Annotated in this window: 17 protein-coding genes; 12 read left to right on the plus strand and 5 right to left on the minus strand. The window is 45.4% G+C overall.

Annotated elements, in window-relative coordinates; translation table 11 throughout:
• Positions 1-615 precede the first annotated feature (615 nt).
• Positions 616-1,596 (plus strand): ion transporter, encoded by a 981-nt coding sequence (locus ACTXGE_RS03520; RefSeq protein WP_317199017.1) that lies wholly within the window; start codon positions 616-618, stop codon positions 1,594-1,596.
• A gap of 95 nt (positions 1,597-1,691) precedes the next feature.
• Here the strand turns inward: ACTXGE_RS03520 and ACTXGE_RS03525 are convergent, their stop codons facing one another.
• The 3 genes from ACTXGE_RS03525 to ACTXGE_RS03535 form a co-directional block, all read right to left on the minus strand.
• Positions 1,692-2,366 carry a TerD family protein gene (locus ACTXGE_RS03525; RefSeq protein ID WP_317199016.1) on the minus strand — a complete coding sequence of 225 codons (675 nt, stop codon included), beginning with the start codon at positions 2,364-2,366 and terminating at the stop codon, positions 1,692-1,694.
• A 51-nt stretch (positions 2,367-2,417) separates the two neighbouring features.
• Positions 2,418-3,503: a helix-turn-helix transcriptional regulator gene (locus tag ACTXGE_RS03530; protein ID WP_443541780.1), complete on the minus strand. Its 1,086-nt coding sequence runs from the start codon at positions 3,501-3,503 to the stop codon at positions 2,418-2,420.
• A 243-nt stretch (positions 3,504-3,746) separates the two neighbouring features.
• Positions 3,747-6,455 carry an AAA family ATPase gene (locus ACTXGE_RS03535; RefSeq protein ID WP_443541778.1) on the minus strand — a complete coding sequence of 903 codons (2,709 nt, stop codon included), beginning with the start codon at positions 6,453-6,455 and terminating at the stop codon, positions 3,747-3,749.
• 375 nt (positions 6,456-6,830) lie between these two features.
• Here ACTXGE_RS03535 and rsmG point away from each other — a divergent pair, with 375 nt between their 5' ends.
• The 10 genes from rsmG to ACTXGE_RS03585 all read left to right on the plus strand — a co-directional run bounded on the left by rsmG (position 6,831) and on the right by ACTXGE_RS03585 (position 16,882).
• Positions 6,831-7,556 (plus strand): 16S rRNA (guanine(527)-N(7))-methyltransferase RsmG, encoded by a 726-nt coding sequence (gene rsmG / locus ACTXGE_RS03540; protein ID WP_443541777.1) that lies wholly within the window; start codon positions 6,831-6,833, stop codon positions 7,554-7,556.
• A 35-nt stretch (positions 7,557-7,591) separates the two neighbouring features.
• Complete coding sequence (locus tag ACTXGE_RS03545) at positions 7,592-8,371, plus strand: ParA family protein (RefSeq protein WP_443541774.1); 780 nt, start codon at positions 7,592-7,594, stop codon at positions 8,369-8,371.
• Between the two features lie 204 nt (positions 8,372-8,575).
• Positions 8,576-9,751, plus strand: coding sequence for a ParB/RepB/Spo0J family partition protein (locus ACTXGE_RS03550; RefSeq protein ID WP_317199011.1), 1,176 nt, complete (start codon positions 8,576-8,578; stop codon positions 9,749-9,751).
• A gap of 106 nt (positions 9,752-9,857) precedes the next feature.
• A complete protein-coding gene (locus tag ACTXGE_RS03555) occupies positions 9,858-10,571 on the plus strand; it encodes a MotA/TolQ/ExbB proton channel family protein (RefSeq protein WP_435949112.1) in 714 nt (237 codons plus the stop codon).
• A 17-nt stretch (positions 10,572-10,588) separates the two neighbouring features.
• Positions 10,589-11,020, plus strand: a complete 432-nt coding sequence (locus ACTXGE_RS03560) for an ExbD/TolR family protein (protein WP_317199009.1) — start codon at positions 10,589-10,591, stop codon at positions 11,018-11,020.
• Positions 11,021-11,150: 130 nt separating this feature from the next.
• Positions 11,151-12,947 carry a lipid A export permease/ATP-binding protein MsbA gene (msbA, locus tag ACTXGE_RS03565; RefSeq protein ID WP_443541771.1) on the plus strand — a complete coding sequence of 599 codons (1,797 nt, stop codon included), beginning with the start codon at positions 11,151-11,153 and terminating at the stop codon, positions 12,945-12,947.
• Positions 12,948-13,037: 90 nt separating this feature from the next.
• Positions 13,038-14,114: a tetraacyldisaccharide 4'-kinase gene (gene lpxK, locus ACTXGE_RS03570; RefSeq protein ID WP_443541769.1), complete on the plus strand. Its 1,077-nt coding sequence runs from the start codon at positions 13,038-13,040 to the stop codon at positions 14,112-14,114.
• A gap of 21 nt (positions 14,115-14,135) precedes the next feature.
• Positions 14,136-14,972 (plus strand): 3-deoxy-manno-octulosonate cytidylyltransferase, encoded by an 837-nt coding sequence (kdsB, locus tag ACTXGE_RS03575; protein WP_443541767.1) that lies wholly within the window; start codon positions 14,136-14,138, stop codon positions 14,970-14,972.
• 115 nt (positions 14,973-15,087) lie between these two features.
• A complete protein-coding gene (locus tag ACTXGE_RS03580; protein ID WP_443541765.1) occupies positions 15,088-16,194 on the plus strand; it encodes a DNA polymerase III subunit delta' in 1,107 nt (368 codons plus the stop codon).
• 340 nt (positions 16,195-16,534) lie between these two features.
• On the plus strand, positions 16,535-16,882 hold the full coding sequence (locus ACTXGE_RS03585; RefSeq protein ID WP_317199004.1) for a PilZ domain-containing protein: 348 nt from the start codon (positions 16,535-16,537) through the stop codon (positions 16,880-16,882).
• 11 nt (positions 16,883-16,893) lie between these two features.
• On the opposite strand, the gene ppk2 is transcribed toward ACTXGE_RS03585, so the two are convergent.
• Positions 16,894-17,907 carry a polyphosphate kinase 2 gene (gene ppk2, locus ACTXGE_RS03590; protein WP_443541762.1) on the minus strand — a complete coding sequence of 338 codons (1,014 nt, stop codon included), beginning with the start codon at positions 17,905-17,907 and terminating at the stop codon, positions 16,894-16,896.
• A 231-nt stretch (positions 17,908-18,138) separates the two neighbouring features.
• Positions 18,139-19,701 carry an acetyl-CoA C-acetyltransferase gene (locus tag ACTXGE_RS03595; protein WP_443541939.1) on the minus strand — a complete coding sequence of 521 codons (1,563 nt, stop codon included), beginning with the start codon at positions 19,699-19,701 and terminating at the stop codon, positions 18,139-18,141.
• A 713-nt stretch (positions 19,702-20,414) separates the two neighbouring features.
• On the opposite strand from ACTXGE_RS03595, the gene ACTXGE_RS03600 reads away from it, so the two are divergent.
• Entirely contained in the window at positions 20,415-21,815 is a 1,401-nt protein-coding gene (locus ACTXGE_RS03600) for a 3-oxoacyl-ACP reductase (RefSeq protein WP_443541760.1), read from the plus strand.
• The last annotated feature ends 25 nt before the right edge of the window (positions 21,816-21,840 follow it).

Below are 21,840 nucleotides of genomic sequence, written 5' to 3' on the forward strand. Positions count from 1 at the left end.
AGATATTAAAGGTATCTTGGACGTCACATATTTTGATCGTTTAAGATGGTGACTTTGATTAAAATAAGTGCACAATGATTGATGATGAAGTAGTGATAGTAAACGCTGTCTTTTATAAAAAAGGGGTCGATAATACCTTATGATTGGATACTGTAGTAACTCACCGCTTCGCTGCGAGAATGCTCGAAATATGACTTTGGTTAATCAGTCTAATAGCGCGTGTCCTGATTGTGGTTTATCTTTAATACCGGCTAATGATGTCAGTCGCAATTTGAGTATTGATCATCGTGTCTTGCAATTTGGTCTGATAGTCACTGTTTTTGTCTTGCTTGTATTGGTCTACGTTTACTACGCTGCATCTGTATAAATAAAAGGTAAGCTCGATGTTATTTGCTTTAAGAAATTTAAGCAAAACGTTTTATAACGATTTCAACAAAATATTAATTTATATGATATTTTATTGATAGCGCTTACTATCAAATCTAAACTCATTTATTCTACGAATATTGATTTTACTTATGCTAACAGAGGCGACGTAAAACAAATACTAGTAGCAAATACTCTCAAAGTGACTCAACTATAAACTAGATCGGTGTTATACCGCATAGGAACGGCATGCTACTCCAACCTGTACGGCGCTTGCGTCATTTTGTCTATAATATTTTACAAAATGATGAACACGATACTTGGCTAAGTCGTTACGTCGATTACTTCCTGATTGTTTTGATTATGACCAACGTCGCCGCGGTCATAGCTGAGTCTGTAGATCACTTATACTATCCTTATCAAGAGTACTTTACGTTATTTGAAAACTTCTCCATCGTTATATTTTCTATTGAGTATTTGCTAAGACTATGGAGCGTGGCTGAAGCAAAGCCTGATAATACTACGTGGCGACAGCGCTGGGAGTGGCTCAAAAGCCCGTCTGCGCTTATCGACTTGGTCGCCATTGCGCCCGCCTTTTTAAACTTTTTTGTCACCATAGATCTGCGTTTCTTACGTATCTTGCGTCTATTTAGAATCCTAAAACTAACCCGCTATTTTGTCTCAATGCGCATTTTGCTGGTGGTCATTAGTAAAGAAAAGGGCTCGTTTCAGGCGGTCATCTTTATTTTAATTATTATGATTGTCACTGCATCAAGTGGTATTTATTTGGTCGAAAACCACGCGCAGCCAGAAGAGTTTGAGTCGATACCTAAGGCGATGTGGTGGGCGGTGGTTACTTTGACCACGGTCGGCTACGGCGATGTTACGCCCATCACCAACGCAGGCAAGATATTAGGCGCGATTATCACTATATTGGGTGTAGGCTTGGCCGCTTTGCCTGCAGGTATTTTGGCGACGGGCCTTGCCAACGAGCTGGCGCAGCGCCGAGATGAGTTGGAACAGGATTTTCGTGAGCAGCTGGTAGATAGTGATTTTGATTTGGTACAAAATCAGGTCATGATTGATAAGATTCGCCGCGAGCTTGGACTCGATCGTGAGCAGGCGCAAGATATTGTCTTGCAGGTGCTGCGTGAGCAAGAGCTTGAGCGCCGAGAAAAAGAGATGCGTAAAAAGAATTTTTGTCCGCACTGCGGTGAGCCGCTTGAGTAATCGAATCTGTCATACATAAAAAAGGTGAGACACTAAAATGTTTCACCTTTTTTATGCTCATTTTTGTACTTACTAAGAGCGATTGTTGACAGGCATTAGCCGCCTGATTCTGACGACACAGGTGCTAGCGGCATGGGTAGTACGCGGGCAAGCTCATGTGCTATTAGTTGCGCCGCTTTTGGGATATCGTGCTCATCTAGCGGTAGATTTTGCAAAGTTAAATGCCAGTCCTCTATACCTCGGCGTAAACTTGCAATCCATACGGCGCTACAATCGCGAGGAGATTGTCTTAAATTAACTTCAAAGGCGCGGTTGCCTTCATCATCACTTAAATGCACTTCACCAGCGTTGAGCTTACCTAACGGATGACCGTGATAGGAGCTGACAAGCATGGCAATATGTTCGATATGCTCTGGTATATCGGCGAGCGCTAGGCGAATTTGCTCTTGATCAAGCGGCGCACGGTACAAGGATTGATCGCCGCGATCTTTACTGTTTAGGCTGTCTCCTTGATGCCTGACGGACTCCGCTTTGTCCCGTAATTGCTTAAACCAGACGATATCGTCGATAGTGCAGTTTTTGTCATACAGCACGCAAGCAATATCAAGATCTATAGCGTCTTGGTTTTTTTTAAAACGCTTGAGTAATCCTTTGGTCTCAACTTTGGTGAACTCATAATTTAAAGCAAAAAACAAAGTTTCAGCGTTTAATCCTAAAGCGCTCAGACTGTCTGATAGGGGCGGGGTAACTTGGGCATAAGGGGTAGACATGGTTAACCTTTTTTATTAAATAGTGTTGTTTATTAGCAGCAAGTAGAGCGCTTATCGCAGGCTATCTACTGATTCTTTGTTAAGTACCGCTTGATATAGCAAATCAGGTTTGGCACTAATGAGTCCTTTACCAAATCCGCGTAGCCACCAGACCAATTGCGAGGTTAGATTGACCGTGGCCTTAATCGTCAACGTATCGTCGTCATTATCGGTGACCGTCTGATCCACGCTCAGTTTGCTTTCAGTCAAGCTTTTACCCGCTCTTTTGGTAAATCTCAGCTCAACTTGAGTGTTTTTGCCGTGATCTGGTAGCTGGCTGAGCAAATGATGGGTAAAGCCCATACCGCCTGCATCAAGGTAGCTGTCAAGCTCAAAACCCTCAGGCGTGACAGATGGCGTGTCTAAAATCTCAACGCTCTCAAAGCGGTGTAGGGCAAAGGTGCGTATGATCATCTCAGGGTCATCCGTGCGGGTTGCGAGCATATAGATAATGACGCCGCGCTGGATAATAGCGATAGGGTTGAGAATATATTCGCTCGCCTCAGACTTGTTGCTACGCGTATAGCAGGCTCTTATCTGCATCTGATAAAACAGCGCATGATAAATATTATCTTTACTTTCTAGGTCAACATGCGGCGCAATTAGAGGCTGGGTCGCAGGTTCAATACGCACGCGATCTATCCAAGAGTGAGTGACCTTACTGTTTTTGAGCTGGCGCCGCGCCAAATCAAACCAGGGGAATAGCTCATCTAAAATAGCGGGCGGCAGTAGTTGGGTAAGATTGGCCTCAACCATGTTGAAGGCGACCGCTTGCGATAGGTTCATATGCGGTAAGCTTTGCAGCGGAGCATCATCACGCCAGCGCCAGCCTTGCGGATTGGCATTATTTTTTTCTATAGGAAAGCGTTTTGCCAAGGCATTTAAATCTCTTTGTACCGTACGCAAACTGATATCAAAACCTGCCAAAACCAGCTGCTCATATACGTGCGTAGTCCCTACCCAGCGATTGCGTTGCAACTGTGACAGCACTTGCCATTGCCGCGCAGTAGTTGCCGCGCCATGACGATTATCCGTATTGTCGTCTTTAACAATGGCTTGAGTATCGGCTTGTGGGCTGTCTGTCTGAGACACAGTCATTGGTAAATACCTTTATCAATTTGTTTTAATTGTTATGAGGTCAAAGTTATTAAGTTATTAAGTTATTAAGTTACTAAGTTATTAAGTCGCTGGCAGTTTGCAAGTGTCATGCGCTTATAAAAAACAGTAGTGCTCGTTTATTTATCATCGCAGAAAAGAGTGAGAGCGTCTAGACATGATTGCATAGCTTTGCTTGCGTAGCTTTGCTGGTTTATCTTTATTGACTAGGTGGTACAGCGGTGCTTACTCTTGTTCCTTATCACTTAAATCTTTAACCCGCTTTTCGTTTTGAGCGTCTTCTTGTATGGCTTGCTGCTCTTTTTTTTGACGTTTTTGTTTTTTCTTCTTTTTACTCTTTTTAGCTTCTTTTTTTGATACGCTATCATCGGCGACGTCATCGTTTTGATTGTCATCCCAGAGCATTAAGCGGCGTAGGACTTTGCCAAATAAGGTGTCTTTGTGGTAGCGCTTCTTTTTATTAAGGGTGTCGATAGGCAGGCCAGTCATTAGTGTCAAGGCTTCGTTGATCGTATGAACACCGTAAATTGAGAACTGCTTATTTTCAACCGCTTCAATGATATCATCACGTAGCATGAGCTGCTGACCGTTTGCCATAGGGATGACGACGCCTTGCTGTCCGGTTAGAGCTTGCTCGCGGCAGGCATCGAAAAACCCTGCGATTTTGGCATTGATACCACCAACCGCTTGCACCTCGCCCAGCTGATTCATCGAACCTGTGATGGCAAGCGCTTGATCGATCGGCACGTCGGCTAGGGCAGATAGGAGCGCGCAAGCTTCGCTAACGGTCGCACTATCGCCATCGATATGCGCGTAGCTTTGCTCAAAGGCGAGGGAGGCACTAAAGTTTAGCGCATGGTGCTGGCTAAAGAGCGCGCGTAAATAGCTGGTCATAATCAGCATGCCTTTAGCATGCAAACTACCGCCCAAATCAACATCACGCTCGATATCTAAAATCTCACCAGTACCTATATTGGGCTGGATAACTGCGGTCAAGCGCGCAGGCATACCAAACTCACTATCGGCGTAGCTGACGACGGTGAGGGCATTGACTTGACCAACGGCTACTCCTTGAGTCTTGATAAGCTGCTGACCGTTTTTAAGCTCATCCCAGTATAGATCGCGTAAGTAGCCTGAGCGCTCGTCCATATCGGCTATCGCTTCGGTGACGTGCGTGGCATCGACTAAGGTTTCGTTACTAAGGCGCGCATGACGATTAGACTCATGAAGCAATTTGATTAGCCGATCACTGTGCAGACTCAAACGGTCTTGCTCTTCAGCTTGCAGGCTCAAGTGCTCAAGTAAAGCCGCTTGCGCGCTACTGTCGAACGGATAAAGTCCTGCGTAATCTATAATATCTGCCATCTTGGCAACCAAAGCCAGTTCATGCTCATGAGTGCGTTTTACGTCATCATGAAAGTCGGCGCGTACTTTAAATACCGCATCAAATTCAGGCTCTAACTCTAATAGCTCGTAATATAGATCGGCCTCACCCAGCAAGATCACCTTGACACTCAAATCTACAGGCATGGGCGCTAAGGACAAGCTACCGGTCAAGGTCAGCATTTGCTCTAGGCTTGAGAGCTTGATTTTACGTGATTGCAATGCGCGTTTGAGTCCTTGCCACGCATAAGGATGCTCAAGGACGTGGCTGGCTTCAAGCAGCAAGTAGCCGCCGTTGGCGCGGTGTAGGGCGCCGGCGCGAATCATACTAACATCAGTTGTAACGGTGCCTAACTGAGTGATTTGCTCGACATGACCTAATAGATTAAGATGCGTCGGCAGATCCTCAAATACCACAGGCGCGCCGCTATTAGGCACGTGCGTCACCATAACGTTGACGGCGTAACGACTCGGCGTTGTCGCAAGGAGGGCGGCGACAAACTCCTCGTCATCGGCGTTTACGATTCGCTCTACATGGTTGACCATATCGGCGAGCATTGCCGTCAGGTATGAGCCTACCGCTGGCAGCGCCTCAAACTGCTTTTGAATAGGCGCAAACAGGGGCTGTAGCGTGCGTGTTGCGATATCACGGTGCATGGCTTCTATGGCGTCATTGGCATCATCTTCTAAGCGCTCAAGAGCAATCGTTAATTGGCTTAAGCGCTTATGCATGTGATTTTTTTGGGCAAAATTGCGCCGTGTATTGTTGTAATCCTCAGCTGATGTATCAAGGGTTTTTGGTTTATCAGAACTTGTAGACGCATACTCTTTAGTATCTAGCTCAATACTGGTATCTTGTTGAGGGTCTATAACATTTGCATCATTTAAGGATTGTGTTGCCAACTGACTTGGATGTACAAACATCGCTTTGTTGTCAGAGGGGCGAAAAGTCAGCGCCAAGTCATACTGTTTACCCTCAGCATTGAGCGCATCATAGGCTTGGCTCTCTTGCGCGTGCGCGTCATTTTTGATCGCCTCAATCTGGCTTTGATACTGATCACTGTAAAAGCGCTGACTCAAACGCTTTTTGGCCTGTTGCCAAAGGGTACTGATTTGCTCTTGCAATACAAGTGCCTGACCTGCGGGTAAGGTGAGAGCAATAGGAGTGCGTGGGTCTGAAAAATTATACACATAGACCCAGTCATCAGGGGTTGGCGCACGAGCAGCACTACGCGCGAGCAAACGGGTGATAATCGTACGTTTGCCTAAGCCATTCTCACCTGCGGCAAACACATGATAGCCGCTCGCTTGAATATCTAGCGCCGTACGCAAGGCTTTTAATGCACGCTGCTGCCCAAAGCCAATATCTAAAGGAGGCGCTGCGCGAGTATCTTTGGGGAGCACTCTATGATTGCTATAGCGTTTGAGCTGATCAGAGCTGAGCTGGCAGCGCTTTTTAACGTCGATAAAAATAGGGTGAGGCTTGATAGTCGCGTCGCCTGATTGCTCAGCGCTAGGCGCTAATGTGTCGTCTTTTAAGGTTTGAGTCATAAAGTTTTAGGTTTCGTCTTAGGCTTATCTGTCAGGCATAGCCAATAGATAATAGTAGGTAATAGGCAAGCGTTACAAAGCATTAGGCTCTAACGTCAAATACGTTCTAGCATAGCAGATTCTTTAAGCGACTACTTATTAGCGTAACGACTTTTTAATATGAGCTATATCGGCAAAACAATATAAATTATTTTATAAAATAGAGTATGAGAGGTCAGTATATGTCATTTATGATAAGACTAAAAAACGAATAACACATCAATAATCCCAAAGATAGTATAAGATGACGGACATCAGCGCAATGTCAAACTATTCAATGTGCAACCCTCGTGATAAAATGAGAGTTTCACACGACAAAATCGGACCCATCGTCTTATGCCAGCATCCTCAAACGCTACTGCCAAGCCCGCTATAAATGCGCGTAATCCTACAGGTTTTTCTGGACTTGATAGTACAGGTTTCGTCAAGATAGGCGCGCAACTGCCTAAGCTTGCTGGCATTTTATCAGAATCAGTACAAGCGTTAGCATTAGACATATCCGCCTTAGATCAGCGCACCTTGCTACTATATTTAGATAAGCTATTATTATGGAACAAAGCCTATAATCTGACAGCTATTACCGATCCTGTAGAGGCGCTAACTAAGCACATTGTCGATTGCTTAGCGATTATACCGCATCTGCCAGCAGGCTCGCTGCTTGATATTGGTACTGGGGCGGGTATGCCAGCGGTGATTATCGCCATCTGTCAGCCTGAGCGCCGGTGCATAGCTTTAGATAGCAATCAAAAAAAAATACGCTTTATTAAGCAAATCAGCAGCGAGCTTGGACTTGGCAATGTGCAGCCTATCGCTTCTCGTATTGAGGCGCATGACGGCGAGTACGATGTGGTGACCTCACGCGCTTTTGCCAGCTTACATGACTTTGTCAGTGCAGCGCAGCCACAATTAAAGGCGACAGGCCGCTTGTGCGCGATGAAAGGCAAAGCGCCAACTCAAGAAGAGCTACAAGAATTAGAAAATGAATGGCACATTAATACTATAAAACTAAATGTCCCAAGACTGCATGACAGTCGGCATTTAGTTGAGATGACACGTTTTTAAGATATAGACCTATATTAATAATACTGAGTGAGTTTATGGAAATCATAGCAATTGCCAATCAAAAAGGCGGCGTTGGCAAAACCACCACAGCGGTGAATTTGGCGGCAAGCCTTGCTGCTAAACGCAAACGGGTTCTTTTGATTGATTTAGACCCACAAGGTAATGCAACCTCTGGCACCGGACTTGACAAAAATGACTTGTCGCTGAGCATCACGGATGTTTTGCTCGATGGCGTTTTGTTGCAGGACGCTTTGGTGACGAGTCCTGCTGGGTTCGATGTCATCGGTGCTAATCGCGAGCTTGCAGGTATGGATACCACGTTGATGGGACAGACCAATAGTCATGAGCTGCTAAAAACGGCAATGAGCGCTTTGAGTGATCATCAAGCCAATACTCAAAGCAAACCTTATGATTACGTCGTCATGGACTGCGCGCCAAGTCTGAACCTGTTGACCATTAACGCTTTAGTCGCAACAGATGGTGTCATCATCCCTATGCAGTGCGAGTACTATGCGTTAGAGGGTTTGGCTGACTTATCACAAACCATTGAGCGCTTGACTGAGCTTAATCCAAAGCTACATATCCGCGGCGTGGTCAGAACGCTGTTCGATGCGCGCAACACTTTGGCGCGCGATGTCTCAGCTGAGCTTGAGGCGCATTTTGGCGATATCATGTACAAGACTCATATTCCAAGAAACGTACGATTAGCAGAAGCGCCTGCTCACGGTATGCCAGTTATTGCCTACGAGAGATGGTCTAAGGGCTCGCGCGCTTATCAAAAGCTGGCAGCAGAAGTCATCAAACAAAGCAAATAAAAGCACGACTTTTATCTACTCGCAAGCATCAATGGTTTTTGACATCATCAAAACGATATTTTGTGAGATTGATTCATCCAAAAGCTGGATTAAGTGAATGCTTGGTAAATAATATTGCCATCGTTTTTCTGTTATTAAACGCCGCTTTCATTTATTATCGGTTATAATCGAGCTTTTATTTTAGTGTTAGAGGAATTGGGAATCATGGCGAAGAAACGTGGATTGGCTGCCAATAGAGGCCTTGATGCCCTGCTTGGGTCAATCAAAAAAGAAAAGCAAATCACCGCCAGCGCCTTACAAGATGATACGGTTGTACGTGATGACGTTTTGCCAGAGGCTACCTCAAGTACTCAAGCGCCGGCCCAGTCTAAGCTTAAAAGCAATAAAAAGTCTAAAGCGGATACCGACACCAATATAAAGTCAGAGAACATAGAGCTAGTAGATAGTTTGGAGCTAGTAAATAGTGTAGAGCTAGATAGTAAAAAACCAGAAGCTGCTGCCAATATAGGTAGCCGAGCGCCGCGTCCTAACAACAAGACTTATAAAGATAAAGGTGGTGCTGAAGACCAAATTAGCTTGGTGCAAATAGAGGTCAGCTTATTGCAAGCGGGTAAGTATCAGCCACGCCGTGATATGAGTGAGACGGCATTGACCGAGCTTGCGTCCTCAATTGAGCAGCACGGTATCATGCAACCTATTGTTATCCGTCCGCTACTTGCTACAGAAAACAAAAGCAACGATATCGTTACGCACGAAATCATCGCAGGTGAACGCCGCTGGCGTGCGGCTAAAATGGCAGGTAAAACGGTCATTCCAGCAATAGAGCGCGCGCTGTCTGATGAGCTCGCTATTGCCTTAGCCTTGATTGAAAATATTCAGCGCGAAGACCTATCTGTCATTGAGCAAGCTGCCGCTTTGCAACGCTTTCATAGTGAGTTTGGTATGAGTCATGCCATGATCGCCGAGGTCGTGGGTAAGGCAAGAACAACAGTCTCAAACTTACTGCGACTCAATCAATTACATGATGCGGTCAAAGACCATCTGGCTAATAGTGCTCTTGACATGGGTCATGCGCGCACCTTGCTTGCGCTGTCATCAGAGCAGCAGCCTATCATCGCCCAAAAAATAATCGACGGTAATATGACCGTACGTGAAGCTGAAAAACTGGTCAAATCTATTCTCAAACCTACGCCTAAAGCTGATCGCAGCGAGTCAGCACCCGCTCATGATGCCGAGCGATTGACCCAGCGCTTAACCGACGCACTAGGTGCTGAGGTTAAACTCAAACACAAAAAAGACGGGCAAGGTAGCGTTGAGATTATCTTTCACAACCAAGATGAGCTTGCCGCTATCATCAAATATATAGAGGCGCAGCGCTAACGTGCGCTTTTTATACCTTAAATCGGGCTAACATCACTGGTTTAATACTCGATTTTTGATGCCTATTATAGTTATTACTATCTAATTATCTGATACGAGAGTTGTTATGTGGGAGCTGGTAACGGCGGGCGGTTGGCTAATGACGCCTATAGTAGCGTGTTCGATAGTGGCACTGATTATTATCATCGAGCGCAGTTATAATTTACAGGTCGGCAAAATTGCTCCCAGTTGGCTACGCGAACAGCTCATTACCCGTTTGCGCGATAATGGCGATATCAAGCGCGCGCAACTGATAAATGTCAAAGAAAAAACGCCCCTAGGTGATATCCTAGCAACGGGTTTGCTCTATCGTCAGTACGGGCTTGAATCTATGACCATGCATATGCAAAACCGTGCAAGCGTGCAAATACATCAATTAGAAAAAAACATCAATATGCTCGGTACTATAGGCGCTATTGCGCCGCTGCTTGGCTTGTTAGGTACAGTTTTAGGTATTATCTCCTCGTTCTTAGCGATTACAGATAACGCCATGCAAGATCCGACATTGCTCGCAGCTGGGGTGTCACAAGCATTAATCACTACAGCGGCTGGCATGATCGTCGCGATACCAGCACTAGTGGCGTATCGTTATTTTCAGCGCCGTATCATTGATATCAATGCGCAGTTTGAAACTCAAGCGGGCCTTATGGTGCAGGAATTATACGATTATCAGTTGTTAGATTCTTCATCAAACAAAGTCTTCACTAAAAGGGCTGTCAATATGAGTCAGGCTATTAATAAAGTGCTGCACGCTGATAATAATACGATCAACGCAATTTAGTCCATGTAGAGACCACTATGCGCTTTAGAAAACCTACTGTCGAGCCGCTTGAGATTAACTTGACGCCTATGATAGATTGCTTGCTGTTCTTAATTGTATTTTTACTGCTTGCAACCTCATTTAATCATTATAGTCGTCTAAATTTGGTTCTACCAGAAGCGCAAGGGGTAGCGCAAGCAGAGCAAAAACAGAGCATCGAGGTGGCTGTACAAGAGGATGGCAGTTACTTAGTCAACGGTATTAGTCTAGCTAATAGCAGTGAAGCTGAATTGACAAGCATGCTGCAACAAGAGGCTGGCAGTAACCGTGACCTGTTGTTTGTGATAGCGGCTGACGGCAATGCAACCCACCAATCTGTAGTCAGAGTTATGGATATCGCAGGTAAGCTTGGGTTTTTAAACTTAAATATCAGTACGGTTGTGCCGCAAGGTCAGCCTATACCGCAATGATTTATTGACTGAGTATACTTTAGCTATTATCAATGATGAGCGTTTTATACCTTTATAGTTTATATTTTTATAATCACGTCAGCCTTGTCATACAAGGGCAATGCATTTTTATATCAAAACTGAGGCTTTTATGAGCCAAGCTTTTAAACCTAGTCGCAAAAAAACACTGAGCAAACAGCGCTTAGTGTTGACAAACAAGCCTGATAGTGTACCCAAACATAAGACGCTACTACGCTTACTTAGGTACCTAAAACCTTATTGGTGGGCACTTATGCTCACTGTTTTGGGCTTTGCTATCAATGCAGGGACAGAGATCTGGGTCGCTAAACTTTTGCAGTATATTACAGATGCTATCAATCAGAGCGATCGCTCCAAACAAAACTTGTTTCCATTACTGATTGTTTTATTATTCTTAGTGCGCGGTATAGGCAGTTTTTTGGGTAATTATTTTACTGCTTTGGTATCGCGAAACTTGGTTTATAAGCTACGCGTAGAGGTATTTAATAAATTGCTGCGTCTGCCAAGCGCGTTTTATTTAGCCAATCCAGCGGGTACGATCTCCTCCAAACTCATCTTTGATGTCGAACAAGTGACCGCTGCCAGTACCGACTCGCTTAAGACTCTATTGCGTGATGGCTTGACTGTTATCGCCTTGATGGGCTTTTTGCTTTATAGCAATTGGCGTCTGACTTTAATCCTATTTTTGGTATTGCCACCTATTTTATTGCTGATTCGAATCGCCTCGAAGCGTTATCTAAAGTTATCAAAGAGCATTCAGCAGACCATGGGCGAGGTCAGTCATATCACAAACGAAGTCATCAGCGGCTATCATGTGGTCAAAAACTATGGCGGTCAAAGCTACGAGTCAAAGCGTTTTGATGCCACCTCACTAAAAAACCTACGCCAAGGTATGAAAATCGTTGTCACCAACAGCATCAATACGCCTGCGGTGCAGCTTTTGATGGCGATGGCGATGGCAGTAGTGGTGTGGCTGGCGCTACGTCCTGAAGTTATCAGTGGTTTTTCGGCGGGTCAGTTTATCTCATATATCGCCGCTGCAGGTTTGCTAAGCAAGCCTGTGCGCTCTTTGACAGACGTTAATCAAAAACTGCAAAAAGGTATCGCTGCAGGTGAGTCGATATTTGCGCTACTTGATGAGCCAGAAGAGGCAGATACAGGTACACTTGGCCCAAAATTATCAGGGAATATCCATTTAGATCAGGTAGGTTTGGTCTATCCTGATTCAACGGTAGCGCTGAGTGATTTTAGTTTAGATATCAAATCAGGTGAGACGGTCGCTTTGGTTGGGCGTAGCGGCGCTGGCAAGTCCTCACTGGTCAACTTACTCACGCGCACTTTGAACACATCCTCAGGTCAAATCACTATGGATGGCATGGCAATCGAAGACATTACGCTTGAGAGTCTGCGCGCGCAAATCGCTATTGTCAATCAGCAAGTCGTGCTCTTTAATACCACAATATTTAATAACATTGCTTATGGTAGTCTGGCTGATAAGACGCAAGCTGAGGTCGAACAAGCCGCGAGAGATGCCTTTGCTCATGACTTTATCACCGCGATGCCAAAGGGATATCAAAGCGAGATTGGCGCTGAAGGATTGCAGCTCTCTGGCGGTCAGCGTCAGCGCTTATCTATTGCACGCGCGCTACTAAAAAACGCGCCGATACTGATATTAGATGAAGCCACCAGCGCGCTCGACAATGAGTCTGAGTACTATATTCAACAGGCGCTCGATAATGTCATGAAAAACCGTACGACATTAGTGATTGCGCATAGGCTTACGACCATTGAATCTGCCGATCGTATCGCGGTGATGGATCAAGGTCAGATCGTCGAGTTAGGTACTCATAGTGAGCTTATGGATAAGCAAGGATACTACGCACAGATGTATGAGCGTGACTTTGAATAGCATGACTGTAAATAATGTTTTTGAATAAGGTTAATACTAAAGTAAATACCATGGCAATACTTACGATAATGACACCGAGCATAGTCTCAAATGAGCCTTGAGAAAACAATGACAGAGGCTTGGCAGCGCCAAGCGGCTTGGCTTTGGTTACTATTGCCACTTAGTTGGTTGTACGGCCTGCTTATGCTACTGCGCCGCCAAGCATACAAACTAAGTATATTTAAGAGTTTTCGTGCGCCTATTCCTGTTATGGTTATCGGTAATATCACCGTAGGCGGTAGTGGTAAAACGCCTTTGATTATTGCTTTGGTTAAGTGTTTACAGAATCAGGATATAAAAGTTGGGGTCATCAGCCGAGGTTATGGCGGTGATAGTAGCCAAATGCCAGCACTAGTTAAAGCAGATAGCAATCCAAGCCTAGTCGGTGACGAGCCTTGTTTAATCGTTGGCGTCACGCAGGTTGCTATGGCGGTATGCCCCAATCGCCAGCAAGCGATTGAGACATTACTAGCGGCGCACCCCGATACACAGCTAATAATCGCTGATGACGGTTTGCAACATTATGCATTGCAGCGTGATATTGAGTGGATAGTGGTTGATGACAGTCGCGGCTTTGGTAATCAGCAATTGCTCCCAACAGGGTTTTTGCGTGAGCCGATGTCGCGCTTGCAGGATACATGCGTGATCCATCATCAAAAGCCTAGTGAGGTATCATCTCTAGACAAGCCTTCATCACTGACCATGAGTTTGCAGCCTGCTAAGTTGCAGCGTTTATGGCCGTCCAATAGTAGAAGATTGAGCGCTACTCCTCAAGCTGGCCAGCCCGTCCACGGCGTCAGCGGTATCGGTTATCCCAAACGCTTTTTTGAGACGTTAAAGACACTTGGGTTTGAGGTTATTGAACACCCTTATCCTGATCACTATGATTTTAGTCTTGTCGAGCTACTTGAGTATCAAGATCATCCTATCATTGTCACTAGTAAAGATGCGGTAAAGATAAGATCGTTACTGATGCAAGAGCAAGTTTTAAGTACCCAGCAGCAAGCGCTTGTCGATAGATTATGGGTATTGCCTGTAAGCGCTGTCTTATCTGATAGTTGTTATCAAATGCTGCATCGCCAGCTACAGGCTTTAAATATAACTGTCCCAAACACCTTCAATCAATAAGCCATATCATAGGAGTCACGTATGACGACTAACTTGCCAGCCGCCAAAACGCATATTGTCATTCCAGCACGGTTTAAGAGTACGCGCTTGCCAGGTAAGCCGCTACTTATGATACACGGGATGCCTATGATACTGTGGGTCGCGCAAAAAGCAAAGGCTGCTCATTTTGCTGATGATATGTGTATCGCAACCGATGATGAGCGTATTGCGGCAGTATGCAAGGATGCTGGGTTTGAGGTGGTTATGACCAGCCGTGAGCACGCATCAGGTACAGATCGTTTAGCTGAGGTTGCGCAAATAAAAGGCTGGGCGGATCGTGATATCGTCATCAATATGCAAGGTGATGAGCCGCTAGTGCCGCCGCTACTCCTAGAGCAAGTCAAAGATTTGCTGGTAGCAGATAGCGATAGCGTTATGGCGACTTTGTATGAGCCTATCGAGGACTATGATACCTTTATGCGCTCCTCTGTAGTCAAGGTGGTTAATCATGCTCACGGCGATCAGCAGCGTGCGCTTTATTTTAGCCGCGCGCCCATTCCATATGATCGTGATATGGCGTTAGCACAGAGTAGTTTGACAGGTGAGAGTAGCTGTCCAAATGTATCAATACCCAAAGCGGCCAGTCGCCACTTAGGTCTGTATGCGTACCGCGTCAAATTACTACAGCAGTTTATAAGCTGGCCGCAAACGCCACTTGAGCGACTTGAGAGTTTAGAGCAGCTACGCATTATGGAGAATGGTGGTCATATCGCTATTGCCGCCGCGAGGATTCAACTACCAGCAGGGGTAGATACTCAAGAGGATCTCGATCGATTAAATGCGATGAGTTTAGACGAATTTCAAAGCACTAGGCTATAACTGCTAAAATAGCCTAATAAGGTATAAAATAGCCTAAGTATTAAAAAAGTGGATGTATGGTTCAGACAGTACTTTAAGCTGTAGGACAACTGGGCACTGGGATAACATAGTAAATATGACGGACATAACAAAAGCGACAGACGCCATTTACTTTGCGCCGCTACTCTCTTGGCAACATGAGTTGTGGACGCAGCTGACCCAGCGAGTATCGGTGTCATCAGGTCAGCTACCGCATGCACTATTAGCTGCCGGCATGTCAGGTATGGGCAAGCGCGCCTTTGTCTGGCGTCTGGTCGCTTGGCTGCTTTGTTACGAGAAACACAAGCATCCGTTAGGGGCCTGTGGTCAGTGCGAGAGCTGTCAATGGCTTAGATCTGGCACCCATCCAAGCCTACAGGTGTTACCTTTAATAAGCCTGCCGGTGAGCGCCGAGCATAATCAGCAAGAGAGCAAACCTAAAAGCACAAAGTCTGCCAAAGCGGTGAGTGCTGCGGCGCTAAAAATAAAAGTTGATGATATTCGTGCGCTGCAACCTTTTATTTATCAAGGCGGGCAGGGTATGCGTATTTGTATCCTAGATTATGCCGAGCAGATGACCATTGCAGCGGCAAACGCGCTACTCAAAACATTAGAGGAGCCGCAATCTCAGGTACATCTTATTTTGATCAGCGACATGCCAGCAAAGCTTCTGCCAACGATAAAAAGCCGCGTACAGCAATTACCACTACAGACTATCGATCATAAACTTGCTTTTGACTACGTCAAAGAAGCGTTGGGCGGTACTATCAATCGCGAAGCGGTAACAGATGATGCTATTGAACAGCTACTACAGCTAGCAAATGGCGCGCCACTAGCAGCGATCATGCTTGCACAAGCGCCTTGGTATCATAAACGTGCGCTATGGATAACTGTCTGGCAGGCACTGCGAGCAGGCAAGCGCAGCAGTACAGCGGCGAGTGATTATTGGCAGTCTCAGCTCAGTATTACCGAATTCATCAGACTATCAGAGCTGATGCTACTGGATATGCGCCGTATCAGTCTTGGGCTTGAGAGTATGCAGCAAGATATTGATCTGTCGGTCACACTTGCAAAGTATCAGCCGCTCGATAATGCGCTAAACCAGTTTGCGCTTAGCCTACAAGAGAGCAAAGTCGCCCTACAGCAAAACGTGCAAGAAAAATTTGCTTATGATAAGCTGATGCAAGAGCTTGCGCAGTTGTAACGCTAACCGCAACAGCATCTACTTTACTCTTAAATCTATTTAGGGCGTGTTTGATAATTCACAAATACGCACTGACAGAGACTATTTTTTAGTCGATTCAAAGATAAAAATAGTAAGTTTAGTCATTCTAAGCGTCTATTTTTATCAAAGGAGCGGCAAAAAAGAGTCCTGTCCTTTCAGGCTGATGCTAAAATTGCCCCATACTGTGTTGCAAGTTAAGCTAAGGTCTAGACATTATCTTCGACTTGCGCCGTGTCTGGAACCATTTTAGCGATCAGCAGTGCCATGGTTGAATGTTCAACACGCCCTAGTTTATAACCCTACCTTTGAGGAGCTGACAATGGCTATGCCTGGACGCGGCGGTATTTTAACCTGTCATATCGAAGACATTGCAACGCTATATGCCAGTTACTTATCCTTTGTCAGTAATGGCGCTTTGTTTGTGCCCTCCAATCGGGTTCAGCAGTTAGGTGATGAGGTGTTCATTGCCGTGACTTTGCCCAATTCAAGCGAGCGTTTGCCGATGAATGGTAAAGTCGTTTGGATTAATACCAAAGCGCAGGCCAACCGTCCCGCAGGTTTTGCGGTACAAATTGGCACTGATGCTGCTGGACAAAGAATTAAGAATGAAGTTGAACGTTTACTAGCAGGCAAAATTGATAGTTTGCAATCGACTTATACGATGTAAAAGATAGGCGTCTAATAACGTGGCGGTACATACATATCATCAGGGATAGGCTCGCGGTAATATTCATTATCGCGTTTGCGCTCAGGCAGTTCAACTTCTGCGCGCGGCACTTCTTTATAAGGAATTTGCTCTAATAGATGAGCAATACAATTAAGGCGTGCACGCTTTTTACTGTTGCCTTCAACCACCCACCACGGTGCCTCTGGTATATGGGTACGTTCAAACATCGTCTCTTTCGCTTTGGTATAATCCTCCCAGCGCCGGCGCGATTCCAAATCCATTGGTGAGAGCTTCCATTGCTTAAGCGGATCATGGATACGGCTCATAAAGCGCGAGTGCTGCTCATCGTCAGTAATCGAAAACCAGTATTTGACCAGACGTATCCCTGAGCGTACTAGCATACGCTCAAACTCAGGTACCGATTGAAAAAACTCCTCATACTGCGCGTCCGTACAAAACCCCATGACTCGCTCAACGCCGACGCGGTTATACCAGCTGCGATCAAATAATACAATCTCACCTGCAGCGGGCAGGTGTGCTACATAGCGCTGAAAGTACCACTGCGTTTGCTCACGTTCAGTTGGCGCTGGCAGAGCAGCGACTCGGCAGACCCTCGGATTAAGACGCTGAGTAATACGTTTAATCGCGCCGCCTTTACCCGCCGAATCGCGCCCTTCAAATATCACCACGATGCGCTCACCGCGATCAACCGTCCAATCTTGTAGTTTAATCAGTTCGCGCTGTAGGCGCACTAGTTCTTGAAAGTATAGGCGACGATCGAACCTGTCTTGATCGCTCATCTCAAAGCCATCAAAACGAAAATCACGCATATAGTCATCGATTTCGTTCTCAACCTCCTCATCATAGGTGTCGATTAAGTCTTCGTGCATTTTGCGCCGCAGCTCATCATTGAACACCTCTTTGTCCATACGCTCGATAAAGTTGTCTTGCTCAGCGTGACTTAGCTCATCTCGCTCTTGCGTCGTTAGCGATTTTGGGTCGATTGCTGAGGGTATTTTCGCCATTATTATTTACTCCTTTATAGCGCTTTATTGTCTTATGCTAAAAGATCATCGTCTTGATTTACTCTAGCATATCTATCAACAAAATTTTAAACAGGCTACGATTTGCTACTTGTTGCTTTGACGTTGTAGTCACCCTATTTTGTAATAAATATTTTAGACAAAAAAAATACCCTCCAAAGTATTGAAGGGTAATTTAAAATCTAACAGTGCTTTATTAATTTAAAGGGTAACTTATTTCTCTAAGATACAAGTCACACCTTGACCACCAGCAGCGCAGATTGAGATTAGCGCGCGGCCTGAGCCTTTTTGATCAAGCAGTTTGGCAGCAGTGGCTAAGATACGACCACCAGTTGCAGCAAACGGGTGACCGGCGGCAAGTGATGAGCCGTTGACATTAAGCTTACTACGATCGATTGACCCTAGTGGTGCGTCTAGTCCTAAGCGCTCTTTACAGAAGCTCTCATCTTCCCAAGCCGCTAGCGTTGAGAGTACTTGCGAGGCAAAGGCTTCATGAATCTCATAAAAGTCAAAGTCTTGTAAGCTAAGATTTGCACGCTCAAGCATACGCGGTACGGCATATGCTGGTGCCATCAGTAAGCCCTCTGTCGTGCCTGACTTACCAATAAAATCAACGGCAGCAGTCTCTTGATGAACGATATAAGCCAAAGTCTTAAGACCATGTTCTTTTGCCCACTCATCATTAGCTAGCAGTACACATGAGGCGCCATCAGTCAGCGGAGTTGAGTTGGCAGCAGTCATTGTCGGGTTGGCGTTTCTTTTGCCAAATACAGGCTTGAGCTTGGCCAATTTTTCTTTAGTGGTGTCAGGACGCAAGTTATTATCGCGAGTCAGACCTTTATACGGGGTGATCAAATCATCAAAGAAACCGTCGTCATAAGCGCGGGCAAGGTTTTGATGGCTGTTAAAGGCCAGCTCGTCTTGGGCTTCGCGGCTGATGTTCCACTCAAGGGTAGTAATCGCTTGGTGCTCGCCCATAGATAGACCTGTACGCGGCTCACCATTTTGCGGCGCATCGATCAAGTCTTTTGGATTTAGACCCATCAAGGCCTTTAAACGCTGCTTGTTGTTTTTGGCTGCGCCTAATTTGATCATGACTTTACGTAAGCCATCACCGATAGCGATAGGTGCGTCTGATGTGGTATCCACACCGCCGATAATCGCAGAGTCAATAAGACCCAAAGCGATTTTATTCGCTGAAGCAAAAGTCGCTTGTAAGCCAGTACCACAAGCTTGCGAGATATCATATGATGGTGTGTGCGGATCAAGCGCTGTGTTAAGGACAGATTCGCGCGTCAAGTTGATATCGCGGCTAAGTTTCATGACTGCGCCTGCAACCACTTCACCGAGTACTTCGTCTTGTAAGTCAAAGCGCTCAATCAAACCATTTAAGGCTGCGGTTAGCATGTCTGTATTGCTAGCATCGGCGTAGGTGCCATTTGAGCGCGCAAATGGGATACGGTTACCACCGATAACGGCAACGCGTTGCTGGTTTGTACTTAATTTAGCGCTAGGTTTTTTCTTAGGCTTAGCGCTAGACTTTTTGCTAGCTTTAGTGTCAGCAGCTTTATCGTCTTTACTGTCTTTTTTGTCAGTTGCCGCAGACTTAGCTTCCGCTTTTGGTTTAGCTTCCGCTTTTGACTTAGTCGCAGGCTTTGTGTCTGCTTTGCTATCAGACTTAGTCTTAGCTTCATCTTTTGCAGCTGACTTAGCTGGAGCTGCGTTTGATTCGCTTTCTTCAGTTGCCGCTTTTTCGCTTGCAATATCCGCTTTAATTTTCGCTTTTTTGTCAGCGTCAGCGCTTTGGGCTTGAGTGTCTACAGGTTTGCCGTCGCTATCGACGATATCTGTCGCTTGCTTAAGATCAGCGATAGAATCAAATTTTGAATCACTTGCTTTGGCTGTGTCTTTGCTGTTAGTAGCGTTTGTGTCAGTTGTAGCATTGCCTTTTACAACGGTGCTTTCAACGATAGGGCTGTCTTTTTTGTCGCTCATAACGGTGTCCTCATACTTGTAGGTTAAAAATAAAAGAGCACTTATAACACTAAGTGCTGTGATCTTGTAGCTATCAATGGTGCCTATGATAGTGACTTTTTGAATATTACGTGTAGCTGTTTAGCAAACTGAAGAGTTTATATCTCATAGGTCATCTTTATATACTTATACTTAGTCCATATTATTTAAAATATGGACGTAAACAGCAATTGTAACCACTATTGATAGGCAACTTTGATAACATATTGTTATATCTAAATCAGTTAGCTATAATTTGTTGTGTTTATTTTAACATAAGCTTATCGCTTTTAAAGCAACAGATAGTAACTGCCGTGTCTATAAAACTGGGCATAAATAGGCAAATTATCAGTTTATAATAGGCTATCTACTCATATTTTGTTTAAATACAGTGAGAAGGTATTCTACAAATGATAATTAAGATATCTTTTCATTGATATTATTCATTATTTTATATTTATTAATCGGAGCATGCTATGTCGGATCGTTATGGTGATTTTGTTCAGTCTTCAATAGGTAAAAAAGTTGCAAAAAACTTAGGCTTGCCGCAGCCTGTTACTCTTGATCGTTTTGAGAGTGGTCAGCGCCTAGTACGAGGTAGCGTACTTGTGGGCCGTGCGGCAGGTGATGATAGCCGCGTCAGTGCGTCAATCGCGCGTATCTTGTCAGAGCTGCATGCTGAAGTATTCGTCAATAGTAGCGACGATATTAAAGACGCTTTAGCTGATGCAGGCGTTGAGGCAAAAGGTAATACTGGCAGCGAAGATAAATTCAAAATCTTGTTATTTGATGCTAGCAATATAAGCGACGCTGAAGGTCTTAAAGCAGTTTATGAGTTCTTTCATAGCGTTGCTCGCCGGGTTGAGAAGTCAGGTCGCGTGATTATTGTTGGTCGTCCGCCTGAGTCTATCGATGATATTGAAACGGCACTAGCGCAGCGCGCGCTTGAAGGGTTTATCAAGTCAGTGGGTAAAGAGTTTAAGCGCGGTATCACAGCGCAGCTAATCTATGTCAATGAAGGCGCTGAGGACAACCTAGATTCAACGGTGCGCTTTTTTACCTCAGCGCGCTCAGCTTATGTCTCAGGACAAGTCGTACGTGTAAGCGAAGGCAATACGGTTGATATCGATTGGACACAGCCTTTGGGTGGCAAAACCATGCTAGTGACAGGGGCAAGCCGCGGTATCGGTGAGGCAATCGCTCGCGTTCTAGCCCGTGAAGGCGCCCATGTTATCTGCCTCGATGTTCCGCAGCAGCAAGCGGACTTGCAAAAAGTCGCCAGCGAAATCAGTGGTTCAGTCTTGACGGTCGATATCACAAGCGAAGACGCAGGCAAAGAGATTGCGACAGCGGCGCAAAAACGTGGCGGACTTGATGCTGTCATCCACAATGCTGGCGTCACTCGTGATAAGACACTTGCCAAGATGGATGAGCAAAAGTGGGATATGGTTATCAATATCAACTTAGGTAGTATTGCTCGAATCAATCGCTACTTGCTTGATAACGAGGTACTCAATGAGGATGCGCGTATCGTTTGTGTCTCGTCAATCTCAGGTATCGCAGGCAACATGGGTCAAACTAACTATGCGACCTCAAAAGCGGGCGTTATCGGCCTTGTCAATTCAACAGCTAAGCAGTTGGATAACAATGATAAAGGCATGACGATCAATGCTGTTGCGCCAGGATTTATTGAGACGCAAATGACAGAAGCGATTCCATTTGCTATTCGTGAAGCAGGTCGCCGCATGAACTCTATGAGCCAAGGCGGCTTGCCAGTTGATGTAGCCGAAACTATCGCTTGGTTTGCATCACCTGCCTCTGGTGGTCTTAATGGCAATACTGTACGGGTTTGTGGTCAAAGTCTGCTCGGTGCATAAGCGTTTGCTTGTTGTATAATTTACG

The sequence above is a fragment of the Psychrobacter sp. T6-4 genome, from assembly GCF_052258425.1.
Classification (GTDB): domain Bacteria; phylum Pseudomonadota; class Gammaproteobacteria; order Pseudomonadales; family Moraxellaceae; genus Psychrobacter.